This window comes from Sphingomonas limnosediminicola, from assembly GCF_039537965.1.
Taxonomy (GTDB): Bacteria; Pseudomonadota; Alphaproteobacteria; order Sphingomonadales; family Sphingomonadaceae; genus Sphingomicrobium; species Sphingomicrobium limnosediminicola.
On sequence record NZ_BAABBM010000001.1, the window covers coordinates 311,271 to 324,630 of the forward strand.

The 13,360-nt window shown below is 60.2% G+C and carries 14 protein-coding genes and 1 tRNA gene; 5 read left to right on the forward strand and 10 right to left on the reverse strand.

Annotated features, from left to right (window positions below):
* The 7 genes from ABD704_RS01535 to ABD704_RS01565 form a co-directional block, all read right to left on the reverse strand.
* Entirely contained in the window at positions 1-243 is a 243-nt protein-coding gene (locus ABD704_RS01535) for a hypothetical protein (protein ID WP_344697932.1), read from the reverse strand.
* On the reverse strand, positions 243-1,301 hold the full coding sequence (locus ABD704_RS01540) for a phage major capsid protein (protein ID WP_344697933.1): 1,059 nt from the start codon (positions 1,299-1,301) through the stop codon (positions 243-245). Before ABD704_RS01540 ends, ABD704_RS01535 begins: the two co-directional genes overlap by 1 nt.
* Positions 1,302-1,384: 83 nt before the next feature.
* Entirely contained in the window at positions 1,385-2,965 is a 1,581-nt protein-coding gene (locus tag ABD704_RS01545) for a trypsin-like serine protease (protein ID WP_344697934.1), read from the reverse strand.
* Positions 2,966-3,120: 155 nt separating this feature from the next.
* Entirely contained in the window at positions 3,121-3,369 is a 249-nt protein-coding gene (locus ABD704_RS01550) for a hypothetical protein (protein ID WP_344697935.1), read from the reverse strand.
* A 155-nt stretch (positions 3,370-3,524) separates the two neighbouring features.
* Positions 3,525-3,872, reverse strand: a complete 348-nt coding sequence (locus ABD704_RS01555) for a ProQ/FINO family protein (RefSeq protein WP_344697936.1) — start codon at positions 3,870-3,872, stop codon at positions 3,525-3,527.
* Positions 3,873-4,178: 306 nt separating this feature from the next.
* A complete protein-coding gene (locus ABD704_RS01560) occupies positions 4,179-5,228 on the reverse strand; it encodes a virulence-associated E family protein (RefSeq protein ID WP_425565367.1) in 1,050 nt (349 codons plus the stop codon).
* Between the two features lie 863 nt (positions 5,229-6,091).
* On the reverse strand, positions 6,092-6,409 hold the full coding sequence (locus ABD704_RS01565; RefSeq protein ID WP_344697939.1) for a helix-turn-helix transcriptional regulator: 318 nt from the start codon (positions 6,407-6,409) through the stop codon (positions 6,092-6,094).
* Positions 6,410-6,731: 322 nt separating this feature from the next.
* Here ABD704_RS01565 and ABD704_RS01570 point away from each other — a divergent pair, with 322 nt between their 5' ends.
* Entirely contained in the window at positions 6,732-7,742 is a 1,011-nt protein-coding gene (locus tag ABD704_RS01570) for a transporter family protein (protein WP_344697941.1), read from the forward strand.
* A gap of 362 nt (positions 7,743-8,104) precedes the next feature.
* Positions 8,105-8,284, forward strand: coding sequence for a hypothetical protein (locus tag ABD704_RS01575; protein ID WP_344697943.1), 180 nt, complete (start codon positions 8,105-8,107; stop codon positions 8,282-8,284).
* An 83-nt stretch (positions 8,285-8,367) separates the two neighbouring features.
* On the opposite strand, the gene ABD704_RS01580 is transcribed toward ABD704_RS01575, so the two are convergent.
* From ABD704_RS01580 to ABD704_RS01590, 3 genes are all read right to left on the reverse strand, one after another.
* Positions 8,368-9,810 carry a tyrosine-type recombinase/integrase gene (locus ABD704_RS01580; RefSeq protein ID WP_344697944.1) on the reverse strand — a complete coding sequence of 481 codons (1,443 nt, stop codon included), beginning with the start codon at positions 9,808-9,810 and terminating at the stop codon, positions 8,368-8,370.
* Positions 9,811-10,050: 240 nt separating this feature from the next.
* Entirely contained in the window at positions 10,051-10,761 is a 711-nt protein-coding gene (locus tag ABD704_RS01585; RefSeq protein WP_344697945.1) for a Crp/Fnr family transcriptional regulator, read from the reverse strand.
* A gap of 69 nt (positions 10,762-10,830) precedes the next feature.
* Positions 10,831-11,259, reverse strand: a complete 429-nt coding sequence (locus tag ABD704_RS01590; RefSeq protein ID WP_344697946.1) for an HIT family protein — start codon at positions 11,257-11,259, stop codon at positions 10,831-10,833.
* Between the two features lie 93 nt (positions 11,260-11,352).
* Here ABD704_RS01590 and ABD704_RS01595 point away from each other — a divergent pair.
* The 3 genes from ABD704_RS01595 (at position 11,353) to ccmC (ending at position 13,239) form a co-directional block, all read left to right on the forward strand.
* Positions 11,353-11,429 (forward strand) — tRNA-His (locus tag ABD704_RS01595).
* A gap of 32 nt (positions 11,430-11,461) precedes the next feature.
* Complete coding sequence (locus tag ABD704_RS01600) at positions 11,462-12,511, forward strand: Glu/Leu/Phe/Val family dehydrogenase (RefSeq protein WP_344697947.1); 1,050 nt, start codon at positions 11,462-11,464, stop codon at positions 12,509-12,511.
* A gap of 11 nt (positions 12,512-12,522) precedes the next feature.
* Complete coding sequence (gene ccmC, locus ABD704_RS01605; protein WP_344697948.1) at positions 12,523-13,239, forward strand: heme ABC transporter permease CcmC; 717 nt, start codon at positions 12,523-12,525, stop codon at positions 13,237-13,239.
* Positions 13,240-13,360: the final 121 nt, after the last annotated feature.

The following is a 13,360-nucleotide window of genomic DNA, read 5'->3' on the forward strand; positions in this document are numbered from 1 at the left end:
TTAGCCGCCGTTCACCACACGCAAGGGCCATTCCTCCACCGGCAAAATTTGGCGCTGCTTCATTGCCTCAACTTGCCGCTCTAACTCAGTGATCCGCTGTGCCTGGGCCTTGAGCCTTTGCTTCACAGCATCTGCGGTAGCAGCGGCCATTCCTCGGCTGGCCTGAGAGACCATCTCCCGAGCCTCGGCCCTCGCGATACTCTTCACCCAAACTTCCACCTGGCTTTCGGTCGGTGCGTTCATCACCAAGTCGCCGTCGTCGTGTAGGCGAGGGCCGGAATGCGCATCGCGTATCCCACCCGCAGAATGCAGCGCAGCACCTTGAAGTCTCCCTGAAATGCGGAGCGCACCGGCGCAGCAACGATGTTGGGTGAGCCTGCAGTCCCGATTTGCTGCGGGCTGGTATCCTCAAAGTGCGCAGTCGCATCGGGCGCGAACGTGATTTCGGGCGCAGCACCAAAGCCGCTGGCGAAGGCGTTGGCATCAAGCACGGCAACCGTACCGCTGGCCAAGCTCGGCACCACAATGACGGGCGTCTTGAACCCTGAGCCGGCAAGCAGCTGCAGGGTCATCGCTTGTGCAGGAGCCGCCACGATCACGATTTTGCCGCCGCCGCCAGCCGCTGCGACTGCCGCCGTAAGAGCCTTCAGATCGGTGGCCATCGCGCCTTGTCCGCCGCCCGCCGTTCCGGCCGTCGCCGAAATGCCGTTGAACAAGCCTGCTGGTGCCGTGGCAGAGGCAGTGTCTGCCGAAAACATCTTGGTATCGAGCGCCAGCGCAACGCTGTCGTTCACGAGGTCGCTGATGATGGTTTCAGCGTCTTGCGCCGAGCGCTCGGCAAGCTCGTTCGTTAGGGCACTTAGCGCCACCAGTTTGCGCGGCGTCAGTGTCGTAGAAGCGAGGTTGCCTTGAAACACTGGGGCAGGACCGCCCTCCGCGACCCAAGCAGCTTGCGGGAAGGCCGTCGCTAGCTTCGGCAAGGTCACTGCGCCGCGCGCCAAGCTGAACTGCGTTCCCGCTTCGATCAGCTGTGCTGCGCCGCTCTTCCCGCGTAGCGACTTGAGGAAGGGGCCGATGACGGTCGCAGCGAGCGAACCGGCCCATGCAGATGTGCTCGTGTCAGCAGGGGCAACAGCGGACTTGGAGATGATCGCGGCGGCTTCTTTGCCGTAGAGGCGCGCAGCGACCTGGTCAGCTTCTTCGTGCGTGAGGTGGGCGACAGCGCGGATGGTAATTGCGCGGCGCCATTCTCGCTGAGGATCGAAAGCTCGGACATTCGGCTCGAACGGTAATGTTGCCATTGGCGAGGCTCCTTGCTGGAGCCTCTCTTTCGCTCGTTTTCAGAGTACTGGCGGAGGTGCGCCTCCGTAATTCATTCAGACGGTTAAATTCGGGAGGGTCTCATGCCCAATTCCTTCCGATGACGGCGGAGCGCTCGGCCCAATGCACCAAAGCCTAGCAACAACATTGCCCACGTGGACGGTTCGGGCACTGCCCCACCGTTCCCCCCGCCGCCGCCGCCGCCGCCGCCGTCGTCGTCACTTATCAGATGAGAAATCCAATCTAGCTGGACTAGTCCGGGTTGGACGAAGGAAAGGCCGACTGTGGTGGTTTGGCCGCCCAGTCCCACTAGCCGGAACCGGTCAACGGCGTTCGCAAACGTGTAAATGCCGCCACCAGTGATTGTATCGCCAGTGTTGACGTAGTTGCCGAGCATTTCATCGAAGGTCCAGATTTCGACCGAGTTAGTGATGATGCTGTCCAAACTCAGTGCGGCAATAAGTGGGCCGTTGGATACGATGAAGTCGTCAACCGAGCCTGTTGAAGGGTCGAGGTAAGTGAACCCCCCCGTGCCGAGGAAAGAAAAGTTCTTTTGATAAGTGTCAGGTGCGACGAGAGTTGCCGCAACGACCAGTGGATTGAGAGTGGAATTGCCACTTACGGTAGCTGGAGGTGCAGCTCCCAAGGCAATTGATTCGCTGGCAATCCAGCTTGCGAATGATGAAACGCGGGTCCAGTAATTTACCTCTCCGTATAAATCACCGCCTCCGCTTGGATCGAACAGTAAAGGCGTTTCGCCCGGTCCTCCGCTTACCACGCCGATGATAGTGTTACCGACTACAAGTGGACCTCCGCTGTCTCCGTGCGCGGGGGCTGCCTGCAAGAAATTGCTGGGATAGCCACGCGAGAAGATTGCACCTGGGCTCAGAAACGTACTCTTCAGCACGTTCGCATCCGCAGAATAGTCTACTTCTGTCAGGCCGGCCAACTTAAGGCCGCTGGAGCCCGCGATCTCCCCTGCCGTGCCGTTGCCGAGGTTTCCATAGCCGATCGTTACCGCAAACGAAGGGTCGATAGTGGCTTCATTTGTCCCCGTGAAAACTGAAAGGAAGTCAGGCGACGTAGGCATTCCGTCCGTTTGTTTGCCGCCCAATCTCACTAGGGCAATATCGCCAGATCCGGCTGTCGCGCCATCGTACCCGGGATAAATTGAGACTGCGTCAATTTGGGCGGCGTATTGATAAGCATCCTCCGATGGACCGCCGATGAGAGTTACGGATGCGCCGTTATCAAATGTGCCGCCCTTCGCAACGAGCCCCGGCGTAAACACGGAAACTACAGTTCCTTTGGCGGCATCGTAAGCAAACATGCAGTGCGCGGCGGTAAGTACGAGGTTCGCGGAGATCATACTTCCGGTGCAACCCTTACCGGCCGATGTGTTGTGCTCGAACGGAACGTTAATGAGGAGTTCGCCCACAGCGTAAAAACGCTGCTGGTTGGCCAGGTTGACGTATCGAGCGTAATTCGGGTTACCGGACGAGATAGAGTAGTCGGTTCTAGTGAGCACGGCTCCCGCCGGACTGCCCAATGCGCCGTACAACACTGCGGCCAAAGGCAGTGCCAAGCGTGAAACAGAAGACCGAAGCCACGTACCCATTCCGACCATGCCTGCCTCCCAAAACATCGAGGACATCAAGCGATTAAATCGAACGAAGTAGCAAAAGGCGTTGTAAGCCGACGGTAACGGCTGTTAATGATTTGTTAACGCAATTCGGCGCGTTGATCAAGGAAAGTTTCGCGCTCCATGTCCACTCGCTGAGGAGTGTCGGTCGCTCGCAACTAGGAAAACCTTCTGGGGGTTGCCGAGGCGAACTGATCGAATTGCATTTGCGCAGCACGTCCAATTGCATCGCGCAGGTGTGCCTTGTCATCGGGTAGCAGCCCCGCAGATACCATCGCCTGCAAATGCTCTTCGGTCAGCGTCACGACGGTGCAAGCGCGGTGCGCACGCACATTCGCCCGATAGCGCTCGTTATTCGCGCGCTTGAGTTCGCGCTTCCGCTCGGTGGGATCGATGGCGCGGTTCACGCGCAGCCTTTCGCCTGCGCCAAATGGTCATCTCGCGCGCGCGCGCGAGTGCGACCGCGGTTAGGCTGGGTCATGGGACGATCCTTCGGCGGAATTAGCGGTTAGCGTTGCTTGCATGCTGGGCGGCGGTTTTCAGTTCGCGCAGTTTGGATTTTTCATCGTGCCCCCCACAGCGGCGAGGACAGCACCGACCGTTCCTTGTCGCGAGCCCAGTCGGCTTCATGGTCTTGCACCGGCGCGACAGGGCAGCCGTTGAGGTCGATGCGATAAGCGCCAGGCACATAGGTGCTGCGCAGGTAACGATCGGACAGCGTGTAAAAGTCCAATGCCACGCCGACCTCGCGCTCGTCCCAGCCAGCGGCGATTAGGTCGTCGCGTATGCCGACCTTCAGGGGCAGAGGTTGGGTGGGGAAGGCGGCGGGATGTCGCGCCTTCATTCGGCGAAGGATTTCCTTTGCTTCGCGCCGACGAGCAAAGAGGGCCATGCGATATTCAGCGCTCATGTTTGTTTCCTGCGAATGGACGAGGCGAGAGGGTCGCGAAACCGATTGGGGCCGGTCGCCAATCATATCGGTTTCGCAGGAAGCTCCTGATTTCGGTCCGAAATTCGAGGGCGAAACCAGCGAAACGCCCGAAACTACATTTCTTAAGAGTAGTCTCGCCCAGGCTCCCCCTTCCGTCCGTTCTAAAGTTCCAAGAAGAGGAGGAAGGTTTCGGTAGTTTCGCCTGCTGCAAGCACATGAAAATCATGCGAATTTGCCGAAACCATGCGCGAGTTTCGGAGCGGTTTCGCGGCGTTTCGGTTACCATCACATCGTCTCCTGCGGAAACAGGACGGCGTGAGGCACTTCGGGGACGGCATCTCCACCGCCCTCTGCACTGCCCTTGATCCAAGCCCTACGCGGCGTTCCGCCAATTCGAAGAGTTGAGTTTGATTTGGTCCAGCCCAACGATTGCATTACGTTCGCGAGCCGCTGGCCCATGTCGGCAGTGCGCCTTGCCTTGTCGCCGAGGCCCAAAGCGTCCCAGACGTCGCTGATCGCCAGCTTGCCAGCCTCGATGGCCTGCAGTCGTTCGGCCAATATCTCGTAGAATGGATCTTCCAGCAGTCGGCTGGCTTGATGCTCGGCCGCCGCGCTCCACAGTCGCTCCGGCAAGCGTATCGAGACACCCTGCGCCTCACGATGAGAAGCTTCCGCCCAAAGCTGGTCTCGGTCGCGGCGAAGCGCATCAAGATCGAATTTGCCCACCCGGACAGGCCAGAAGCGGCGGTTGCCGGTCATGTCCCGCAGATATTGGCTGTCGTTGGTGGTGCCGAAGAAGACGCATTGTCGCGGCTGCTCGACGGTCATTCGACCGTAGGCGGGGCGGGCCTTGTCGACCTGCCGAGAAATCATCGCTTTGGCCTGCTCGACCTCGCTGCGGCGCATGCCTTTGAGCTCAGCAAGTTCTATGATCCAACGCCCAGCGGTGCGCTCCATTACGACCTTGCTGTCGGAATCAAGCGGCAGGTCGTCGGCGAACCACTCATCGTGCACCGCGAGAATTGCCAGGGCTGAACTCTTGCCTGTGCCTTGTCCGCTCTCAAGAACCACCATTTCGTCGAACTTGATGCCCGGCTGGCGAACACGCCGCACGGCTGCGATGAGCGCGAGGGAGGCGACAGCTTGCACATATTCGCAGTCTTCCGCCTCACCATAGGTGGCGAGCCAGCAATCTAGCCGTTCAATTCCATCCCAAACATTTGCGTCGAGGTATTGGACGACCGGGTGAAACGAGCCGCGGCGTGCATGGTCGGTTACGATGTCGTGCCAGCGGTCCTTGCCGAAATGGAGGTTCCAGCGTTCCTCCGTCTGCAAGCGCAGGCGAGTGAGGGCCGTATCGTCGAGCGCGGGCCCGAAGCCTTCAAGTCCTTTGACCACGTATCTGCAGGCAAAGGTATCGTAGCCAACTCCGACGCCCAGCTTGCCAAGCGCTACACGCGCATTTTCAGGCGAGCGATAAAGCTTGCCGTCTTTATCTGTGGCGAATTGGCCGTGAGCGGTCGCCCAAGCTTCCGGGTCTGTTAGTACTGGTGCCTGCGCTACGAGCTCTAAAAGGTCGGCGATCTCGTTTCCTGCATCGAGCCAGTCTGAGACGTCATCCTTCAGGTCCAACTCAGGCAACTCGATGATCTTCACGCTGCTGACGTGCGGATGCACTGATCGGAAGACGCGAGCAGCATGCTCTCGGCCAACTTCGTCGTTGTCAGGCAGGATCACCACGTCCCGGTTGCGGAGGGCGTCAGAGAACGAGGGCTGCCATTTATTAGCGCCGCATGAGCCTGTCGTTGCGGTGAGCCCCAAACTGGCTAGCCGATCTGCATCTTTCTCCCCTTCGCACACGAATACGACGTCTCTTGGCGGTGAGGCCAACAACTCGGGCAGTCGATAAAGAAGGTGAGGGTGGTCACCCTTGCCGCTCAGCCAATCCTTATGGTCCTCTGGTTCGAGCCGATCGCCGAACGAAACCAGGTTTCGACGCCCGATGGTGAAGACCTTTTCTCCATCGCCGTTGAAACCCTTCCGGACTGTGTAGGCATAACCGCCATCTGCAAGGCGATAGTCGTATTCTGCGACCGTCTCGGTTTGTGCATCCCAACGGGGGCGCCGAGGATCATCGGAGGAGAACGACCCACCAAGCGATCTCGGTGAGGCCACGTCAGCCCGGGAATAGGCGCGCGTCACTCTACAGTCTCGACTGATACGAAAGCCCGAGCCATTCCGCCCTCGACCAAGGCCTCAAGGTCCATCAGTCGATAGCCAGTGATCTTTTCGCTTAGGCGGACACGCTGCGGCCAGTTGGGATCGTCCCGCTCGTGCTCGCGGAGCGTTTTTTCGGTAGTCCCGAGGAACGCAGCTGCTTCCTTGAAGCGCAGCAACGCGTGACCGCTCAGGTTACGGACGGTTGTCCGCGCAATCGCCATCTGTTGTTCGTGGCGGTCGCGCTTGGCTTCCCAATCTGCGAGGGCTTCGCCCGTTCGGTGTTTGCGTGCAGGCATGCGTCATCATCCTTCTCGGGCCGTAGCCTCTGATTTTCGGAATGATGCCGCCGTTTGGGTGGGACGGTGCCCATGCGCGTTAGCGCTGATTGGCATTCAATTTGCTGCGGCTGGAAAATCCGACCGCTCCGGCCTTATGCGCCAGCGTCGCACGGGCGCAAAATGTTTTATTGGCGAATGCGTCAACGTTTTTTCATGACGCTATCGGAGCACTGAAGCTAATGGCAGGTTTCGACCCATTCCCGCCATTAGCCGCGACCTGGTTGCAGGCCATTCCTCCGTCGCCTAGGCGAACATCGTAGCCCAACGACTGAAGTTTACCGTGAACCGGACATCCTTGCTTCTCGGCGCCGCAGTCCTCGCGCTCGGCTCCCCTGTTCTTGCCGATCACATGGGTCCGTCCGGGTTTGGCGCGGGCGGCGGCATCAGCGTCTTCAGCCCAGAAACGATGGACGGCAGACATTGGGGCGCAGCATTCCGCATCACGTACACGCGGCCCGACCAACGCTCAGATGAAGAGCTGCAAACCTTGGCCGAACATGGGATTGCGGCCCACAACACGGATTACAGCCTCAACGCAGGACTGGGCGTCGCTTATGGCCTCAACCATCACCTGACGCTGTCCGCAGAGTTGCCCTATGTCCGCCGCGACCATCTCCGCGAGGGAGACGAGATCGGTGTCGAGCAGCTTGGCACCGTTGAGGGTATCGGCGACCTCAACCTGCTCGCCAAATATCGGCTGACCGACGGGCAAGATCTCGGCCTAGCGCTTGTCGGTGGCATCAAGGTGCCGACCGGCAGCACGCACAAGACTGCGAATGGCGAGCGCCTCGAGACGGAACACCAGCCGGGCACCGGCAGCTGGGACCCGATCTTCGGCGCGTCGGCATCCGCGAAGCTCGGCATCATGCGACTGACGGCCAGCGCGCTGTACCAGCTGGCTACGACCGGCGCCGAGAACACGCGACTTGGAAACCGACTGCAAGGCGGGGTCGCCCTGTCTCATCGGTTCGGCCGAGCGGAGCAAGAGCCTGCCGAGAGCCGCAACCACCATCACGGCGATGAGCTGGATGAGCACCACGAGCATGCGCACTCCAGTTGGGATGCGCTCATCGAAGTCGCAGGAGAGTGGGAGGGCCGGCAGAAGATCGACGGCGAGGTAGAGCAAGCAAGTGGCGGAAAATGGGCCTGGATAGCGCCGGGGCTTCGGTTCAACGCCGCGACAGGCTGGTCCGCGTCAGCTGGGATCGCCGTTCCATTCTGGCAACAGATCAGGCCCTCGCACCCTGACAACCGCTACCGCGTCACTCTGTCATTGGGTCGGACCTTCTAACGTCCGCTTTCCACCCAAACCTGCCACTAGCCGAAATCCCTGTCGACACGGACGGCTCCGCACAAATCCACAACATTGTTGATGCTGCTTCATAATGGAGATTGCGTAACAGCACGTCCGATGTTCTACTTTCCGTGCCTGGCACGAACGAAGCCACGACAAAGGGAGAACACTCATGGGGCCGTGATAGGGGATGAACCCATACAAGCGCTTTCAGTTGAGTGCGAAAACGGGCCGTCGCAAATAGACCTAGCTCACCCCCGAACCGAAATATCGGCGGGCATTAGGCTTCCTCTCGCGGCGAGCAGGAAAAATGAACACTGACTGGCTGCTGAGCCCAATCTCGAAGAGAAGGAGGCCTTATGGCTTACCTGAACTTTTGGCTACACATGGACGACGGGTACATGTGGCGTTGGTACTGTTCCGAACCGGATGGCACCCTCGTCGCTATTTCAGCTCGTTCGTTTTCGAAATTAGCCGATGCCGAGCGTGCTGCTGACGCAGCGCGAACGAGCATCGGAAACCGCAACCTGGCAGCCTAAGACTGCAAGCTCGTGCCGGCTTGGGCGGTCTTCCGAGGCCGCCCAATTGCCTCACTTCGAGCGAAGACTGACAGCGAAGTTGGTCACTCAATCCCTCCTGTGATCCGCACCAACTTGAGGGCCCACCAGTCCATCAATTCTCGCTTCCGTAACCGGTAGCGCTTCTGCAAATCGCCGTGATCGTAGGCTTTCGTCACGCCAACCGTGATTTCGTGGTTCACCGCCGCTTGCAGCACTTCTATCGGCGCTGACCATGTGATCTCGCCGTCTGCATTCTCGTCGCCGTCGCGGCAGCGAGTAATGAAAGTGTGCCGTAAATCATGGATGCGCCACGGCACCATTTCCACGTTCGCCACCTGTGCCAACGCGGCCTTCTTCCGCGCCACAGTGTCCGCTCGTAGCGCTCCGCCAGCGCGTATTGCTCGATGGTCCTCTTCGCTCAGCCCCACAAGATTGCCTTTCACGCGACGGTCCAGCGCAGCCTTGAGCTTGTTCCAGCCGCTGATCGGTGTCGCGCCCGTGTCACTCGGAAATACTAGACCGCTCCGCCGCTGGGCACTGCCGGTGTTCGCAGGGCGGTGGAGGGCATCATAAACTGCGCTTGCATCCTCCAGCAGCTGTATGGCCGGCACGCTCAGTGCCACTTCGTGCGCGCCCTTCCGGTTTTTCACGCGTTCCTTCGGCAGCACGATCAGCTTGCGCTCAAGGTCAACTTCTTCCCACATGAGACCCGCAATCTCATTCTTACGCTGGCCAGTGAGCATCAGGAGCTTAATGACCGCGCCGAAGGGCCAGCCCTGTTCGCTCGCTGCCTGCCAGATTGCCCGCAACTCGTCGTCCGTGAGCGCCCGCGTGATTTTCTTCGGCGGCTGACGATTGGTCATGCCGGTCGTCGGTAGCGCGCCGTTGAACAGGCCGCGCGACAACGCGAATTTGAAGACGCCGCGAACAACCTTCAGTGTCTCGTCGACGGGGCCGCCAGACTTGTCGAGTTGCGTCAGCAGGCGGGCAACCATCGGCGTCGTGATGTCGGACAAAGCGCAGCTGCCGAGGGTGGGGAACACCCGCTGCTCCAACAGACGCTCTCGGGCGACCGCCGTAGTCTGAGTTACGGCGCGCTTGCGACCGCCGACCAGCTGGCCAGATTTCATCGCTGCGATGTAATCTTCGGCCACCGCGCGGAAGGTGCCAGCCTGTTGGTCCGTGGCTGCTCGCTCGGCCTCTAACTTCTCCTGAGCCAGCCGCATTTCGGGGTCCACGCCATCGGCAGCCAGCCGCATATAATGACGGGCCTTTTGACGCGCGGCGGTGACGTCCATCGCGGGAAATCGCCCAACAACCGATTTGCGCCGCTGCGTCCTCAGGCCGCCTGCATCCGCTAGCCGATAGATTATGGCCCACGACTTCACACCGTTCGGAGTGATCCAAAGGAAAAGCCCAGGCTCACTATCTGATACTTCGGTGCGACCGGCGTGAGGACGACGATAACGTTCAACGGCTGCGTCGGTGAGGTGCGTCTTTGCCATGAGAAGCTCCGAAAAGGGTCTCTCAGGGGTCTTTTGGGGAGTTCTTCAACGGTCCCCAACGTTCCCCTGCGTTCGATCCTTCTCGCTCCGAAACGACAAAAAGCAAAGGATTATCGTGGCTTAGCGTCAACTAAAGTTGTTGTCCGTTCGCCAACGTTCGTGGGCAACCCACCCTTCACACGGGTGGGGTCGTAGGTTCAATCCCTACCGCGCCCACCACGCCGCTTGGGCGTGACCACCTCAAATATGCAGATAGTTGGGCTGGAAACTCGCGACGCGGCGGATTTCATCCCAGTCTATGAACTGGATTTCGCGACCCTTGCGCGTGATCAAGCCCTGACGTTCCATGTCCGCCAGCACGCGGTTCACGTTCACTGACGTCTGACCAGTGATTTCGGCGATCTGCTGCTGCGTAAACGGGTTGAGCATCGGTCCGTTATGAACATGCATGCGCTCCGCCGTCTCGCAGAGCAGGTGCGCCACGCGAGCCGTTGAATCGCGGCGTCCGCAATTTACCAGCCATTCGTAACCAATCGCCTCGTTGCGCTGGATGAGCTTCCAGAAGAAGCGCTGCATTTCGGGATGGGCTTCCACGATAGGATCGAAGTCTTCCGCCTTGCCGACCAGGACTTCGCTGCGCACGATTGCCTGAATGCCGTAGTCTGCCGGCCCCGTGCGTGGAAGAATGCCTTCCCCGGGGAACCGCAAAGCGACGATCTGTCGCCGCCCGGCGTTGTCCGCCTTGAACTTTGACAGGATACCGGATCGCACGAACATGACCTCATTGCGTTCGACGCCCTGCTCCCGGAACGGGCGGCGCGGCTCAACTATGACCGTGCGATTGGGCATACGGGCGAGAAGGTCAGCCAAATGGGGCGCCAGGCCGGCGTCGACCAAGGTCTCGCGAAGCGAAACAGCCGGGGCTGTCGACTGCAATCGCCGACTCGCCATCATCTTTTCTCCCCGGTCGAAGCGATGCGCCTCCGAAACGTTATGCGCAAGTGCTTACCCTTCTGTAAGTTAATCAAGATTAGTATCAAACTCCATCACAAGCGCCCGAATCTGCTCTTCGTTGAGCGACACAGAAGAAGCCAGATTCGGCGGTCCTGGCCATCCGGTATCGCGGAATTCGAGACCGTTCCATTGACGCAGTTTGGAATATCGCGGGATCACGTGAAAATGGACCTGTGGGTCCACCATCATCAACATCAAATAGTTGACGCGCTCATAAGCGACGAAGCGTTTCAACGAACGTTCGATCCACGCGATCGCTTCTGCCTGTTCGACGAATGCCTCGCTCGGCAACGCGCCGTAGGCAATGGCGTCGCTTTTCGCGGCAAGCACCAGGGAACCGAGAGTTACCTGTGCTGGCCTTAGGAGGATAACCCAATGTTCGAGTTCTCTCAGGAGGGTCGCGGGATAGCCGAATTTCTTGATCGTCGGATTCATGGCGCCTCGCTTGCGTTCGACTTCGACCGACCCTAAGTGGCGCCAGCGCTGAAGGAAACCGCACGAGAGAGTGGTTTTCGAAGCGTTCCCGTGGCGATCGTAGCTCAGCTGGTTAGAGCACTGGTTTGTGGTACCAGGGGTCGGGGGTTCAAGTCCCCTCGGTCGCCCCATTCTTCTTTCAGAAGCCGGACAGTTCAGACCAATGACAACGCCCTGGGGCCTTGCAGATTTCGACGCGCACGAAGAAATCCACTTCATCGACAATGAGAATTGTGGGTTGAAGGCGATCATCGCCGTCCACTCGACGCATCTCGGCCCCGCTGGCGGCGGCGCGCGCTTCTGGCACTATGCCGAGGATCAGGCCGCGCTGGTTGATGCGCTGCGCTTGTCGCGCGGGATGAGCTACAAGAACGCCATGGCTGGCCTGCCGTTGGGTGGCGGCAAGGCTGTCATTCTCGCCGATTCCGAGCGCAAGAAGACGCCAGACCAGCTTCATGCTTTCGGCAAGGCCGTCGAGCATCTCTGTGGTCGCTACGTCACCGCGGAAGACGTTGGTATGAGCGTCGCCGACATGATCGAGGTTGCACGCTCGACCAAGTTTGTCGCCGGGCTTCCAAATTCCGCGGGCGATGTCGGTGGCGATCCGGGGCCCCACACGTCGCTTGGCGTCTTCCTCGGCATCAAGGCGGCAGTGAAGCGCGCACTCGGCAAGGAAAATCTGGAGGGGCTGCACATCGCGATGCAGGGCGCAGGCAGCGTCGCCACCGGTGTCGCGCTTCATGCCTGCGCCGAAGGCGCGCGCCTATCGATCGCCGATGTCGACCAAGCGAAGGCAAAGAAGCTCGCCGACGCAGTGAACGGAACTGTGGTGTCGACGGATGACATCCTTGCTCTCGAAGCGGACGTCGTCAGCCCTAACGCACTGGGCGCAGTTCTAACGGCAGATTCGATCGCGGCACTTCGCGCGCCGATCGTTGCGGGCGGTGCCAACAATCAGCTTGCGACTCCCGAGGACGGCGAGCGGCTGCATCAGCGCGGCATCCTTTACGCTCCCGATTACGTGATCAACGCCGGCGGCATCATCAATGTGTGCACCGAATATCTTGGCGATGGTGATGCTAGCCTGGTGCGCGAGCGTATCCAGGGCATCCCGCTACGGCTCGAGCAGATCTGGGCCGAGAGCGCCGAAAGCGGCCGCAATCCTGCCGCCGTCGCCGATGCTATGGCGCAGCGGCTTATTGGAAGGGCATAGGGGCGGGTGCCATGCACGCGCTTGCCAATCCGACACGCTTCCTGCGCATCGCCCGACCGGCGACTGCATGGCTGTTTCTGGTCGGCTTCGCGCTTGCCGCCATTGGCGTCGTTTCCGGGCTCACGCTAACCCCACCCGATTATCTGCAGGGCGAAACTGTCCGGATTCTCTACATACACGTACCGTCTGCATGGCTCGGCATGGCGGGATGGACGGGCATCGCGGCGGCGTCCGTCAGCCAGCTCGTTTGGCGGCACCCACTTGCCGCCGTTGCGGGACGCGCGACGGCTCCGGCAGGTGCGACCTTCGCGGCAATCTGCCTAATAACAGGATCGATCTGGGGCCGCCCGACTTGGGGCACTTGGTGGGAGTGGGACGGCCGGCTGACGTCGATGCTCGTCCTGTTCTTCCTGTACCTCGGCTACATAGCGCTCGGCTCGGCCGAGCGGGAGCGGGGCGGGGAAGGGCGGATTGCCGCCATCTACGGTCTCGTCGGCGCTATCAACCTGCCGATCATCCATTATTCGGTCCTATGGTGGCGAACGCTTCACCAGGGGCAGAGCATCAGCATGTCTGGATCGACGATCGATAGTTCGATCCTGTGGCCGCTACCGCTGACAATGGTGGGGTTCACCTGCCTGTTTGGCGCAGCGGTGCTGATGCGGATCCGCGCGGAACTGGCGCAGACCAAGGTCGAAGCGCGGATGCGCAGGATGGGTGCGGAGTGAACCCGTGGCCATTCGTAACGGCGGCTTATGTAGTTGCCATAGCGTTGACGGCGGCCCTGCTGATTTGGGCCTATGCGTCGATGCGCCGGGCGGAGGCCGCCGCTGACGCGCTGAAGCGGAA

Excerpts from the sequence above, each read along its gene's own strand:
- ABD704_RS01535 (WP_344697932.1), bottom strand. The coding sequence starts at position 243 with ATGAACGCACCGACCGAAAGCCAGGTGGAAGTTTGGGTGAAGAGTATC.
- ABD704_RS01540 (WP_344697933.1), bottom strand. The coding sequence starts at position 1,301 with ATGGCAACATTACCGTTCGAGCCGAATGTCCGAGCTTTCGATCCTCAG.
- ABD704_RS01545 (WP_344697934.1), bottom strand. The coding sequence starts at position 2,965 with ATGTTTTGGGAGGCAGGCATGGTCGGAATGGGTACGTGGCTTCGGTCT.
- ABD704_RS01555 (WP_344697936.1), bottom strand. The coding sequence starts at position 3,872 with ATGAGCGCTGAATATCGCATGGCCCTCTTTGCTCGTCGGCGCGAAGCA.
- ABD704_RS01565 (WP_344697939.1), bottom strand. The coding sequence starts at position 6,409 with ATGCCTGCACGCAAACACCGAACGGGCGAAGCCCTCGCAGATTGGGAA.
- ABD704_RS01575 (WP_344697943.1), top strand. The coding sequence starts at position 8,105 with ATGGCTTACCTGAACTTTTGGCTACACATGGACGACGGGTACATGTGG.
- ABD704_RS01580 (WP_344697944.1), bottom strand. The coding sequence starts at position 9,810 with ATGGCAAAGACGCACCTCACCGACGCAGCCGTTGAACGTTATCGTCGT.
- ABD704_RS01585 (WP_344697945.1), bottom strand. The coding sequence starts at position 10,761 with ATGGCGAGTCGGCGATTGCAGTCGACAGCCCCGGCTGTTTCGCTTCGC.
- ABD704_RS01590 (WP_344697946.1), bottom strand. The coding sequence starts at position 11,259 with ATGAATCCGACGATCAAGAAATTCGGCTATCCCGCGACCCTCCTGAGA.
- ABD704_RS01600 (WP_344697947.1), top strand. The coding sequence starts at position 11,462 with ATGACAACGCCCTGGGGCCTTGCAGATTTCGACGCGCACGAAGAAATC.
- ccmC (WP_344697948.1), top strand. The coding sequence starts at position 12,523 with ATGCACGCGCTTGCCAATCCGACACGCTTCCTGCGCATCGCCCGACCG.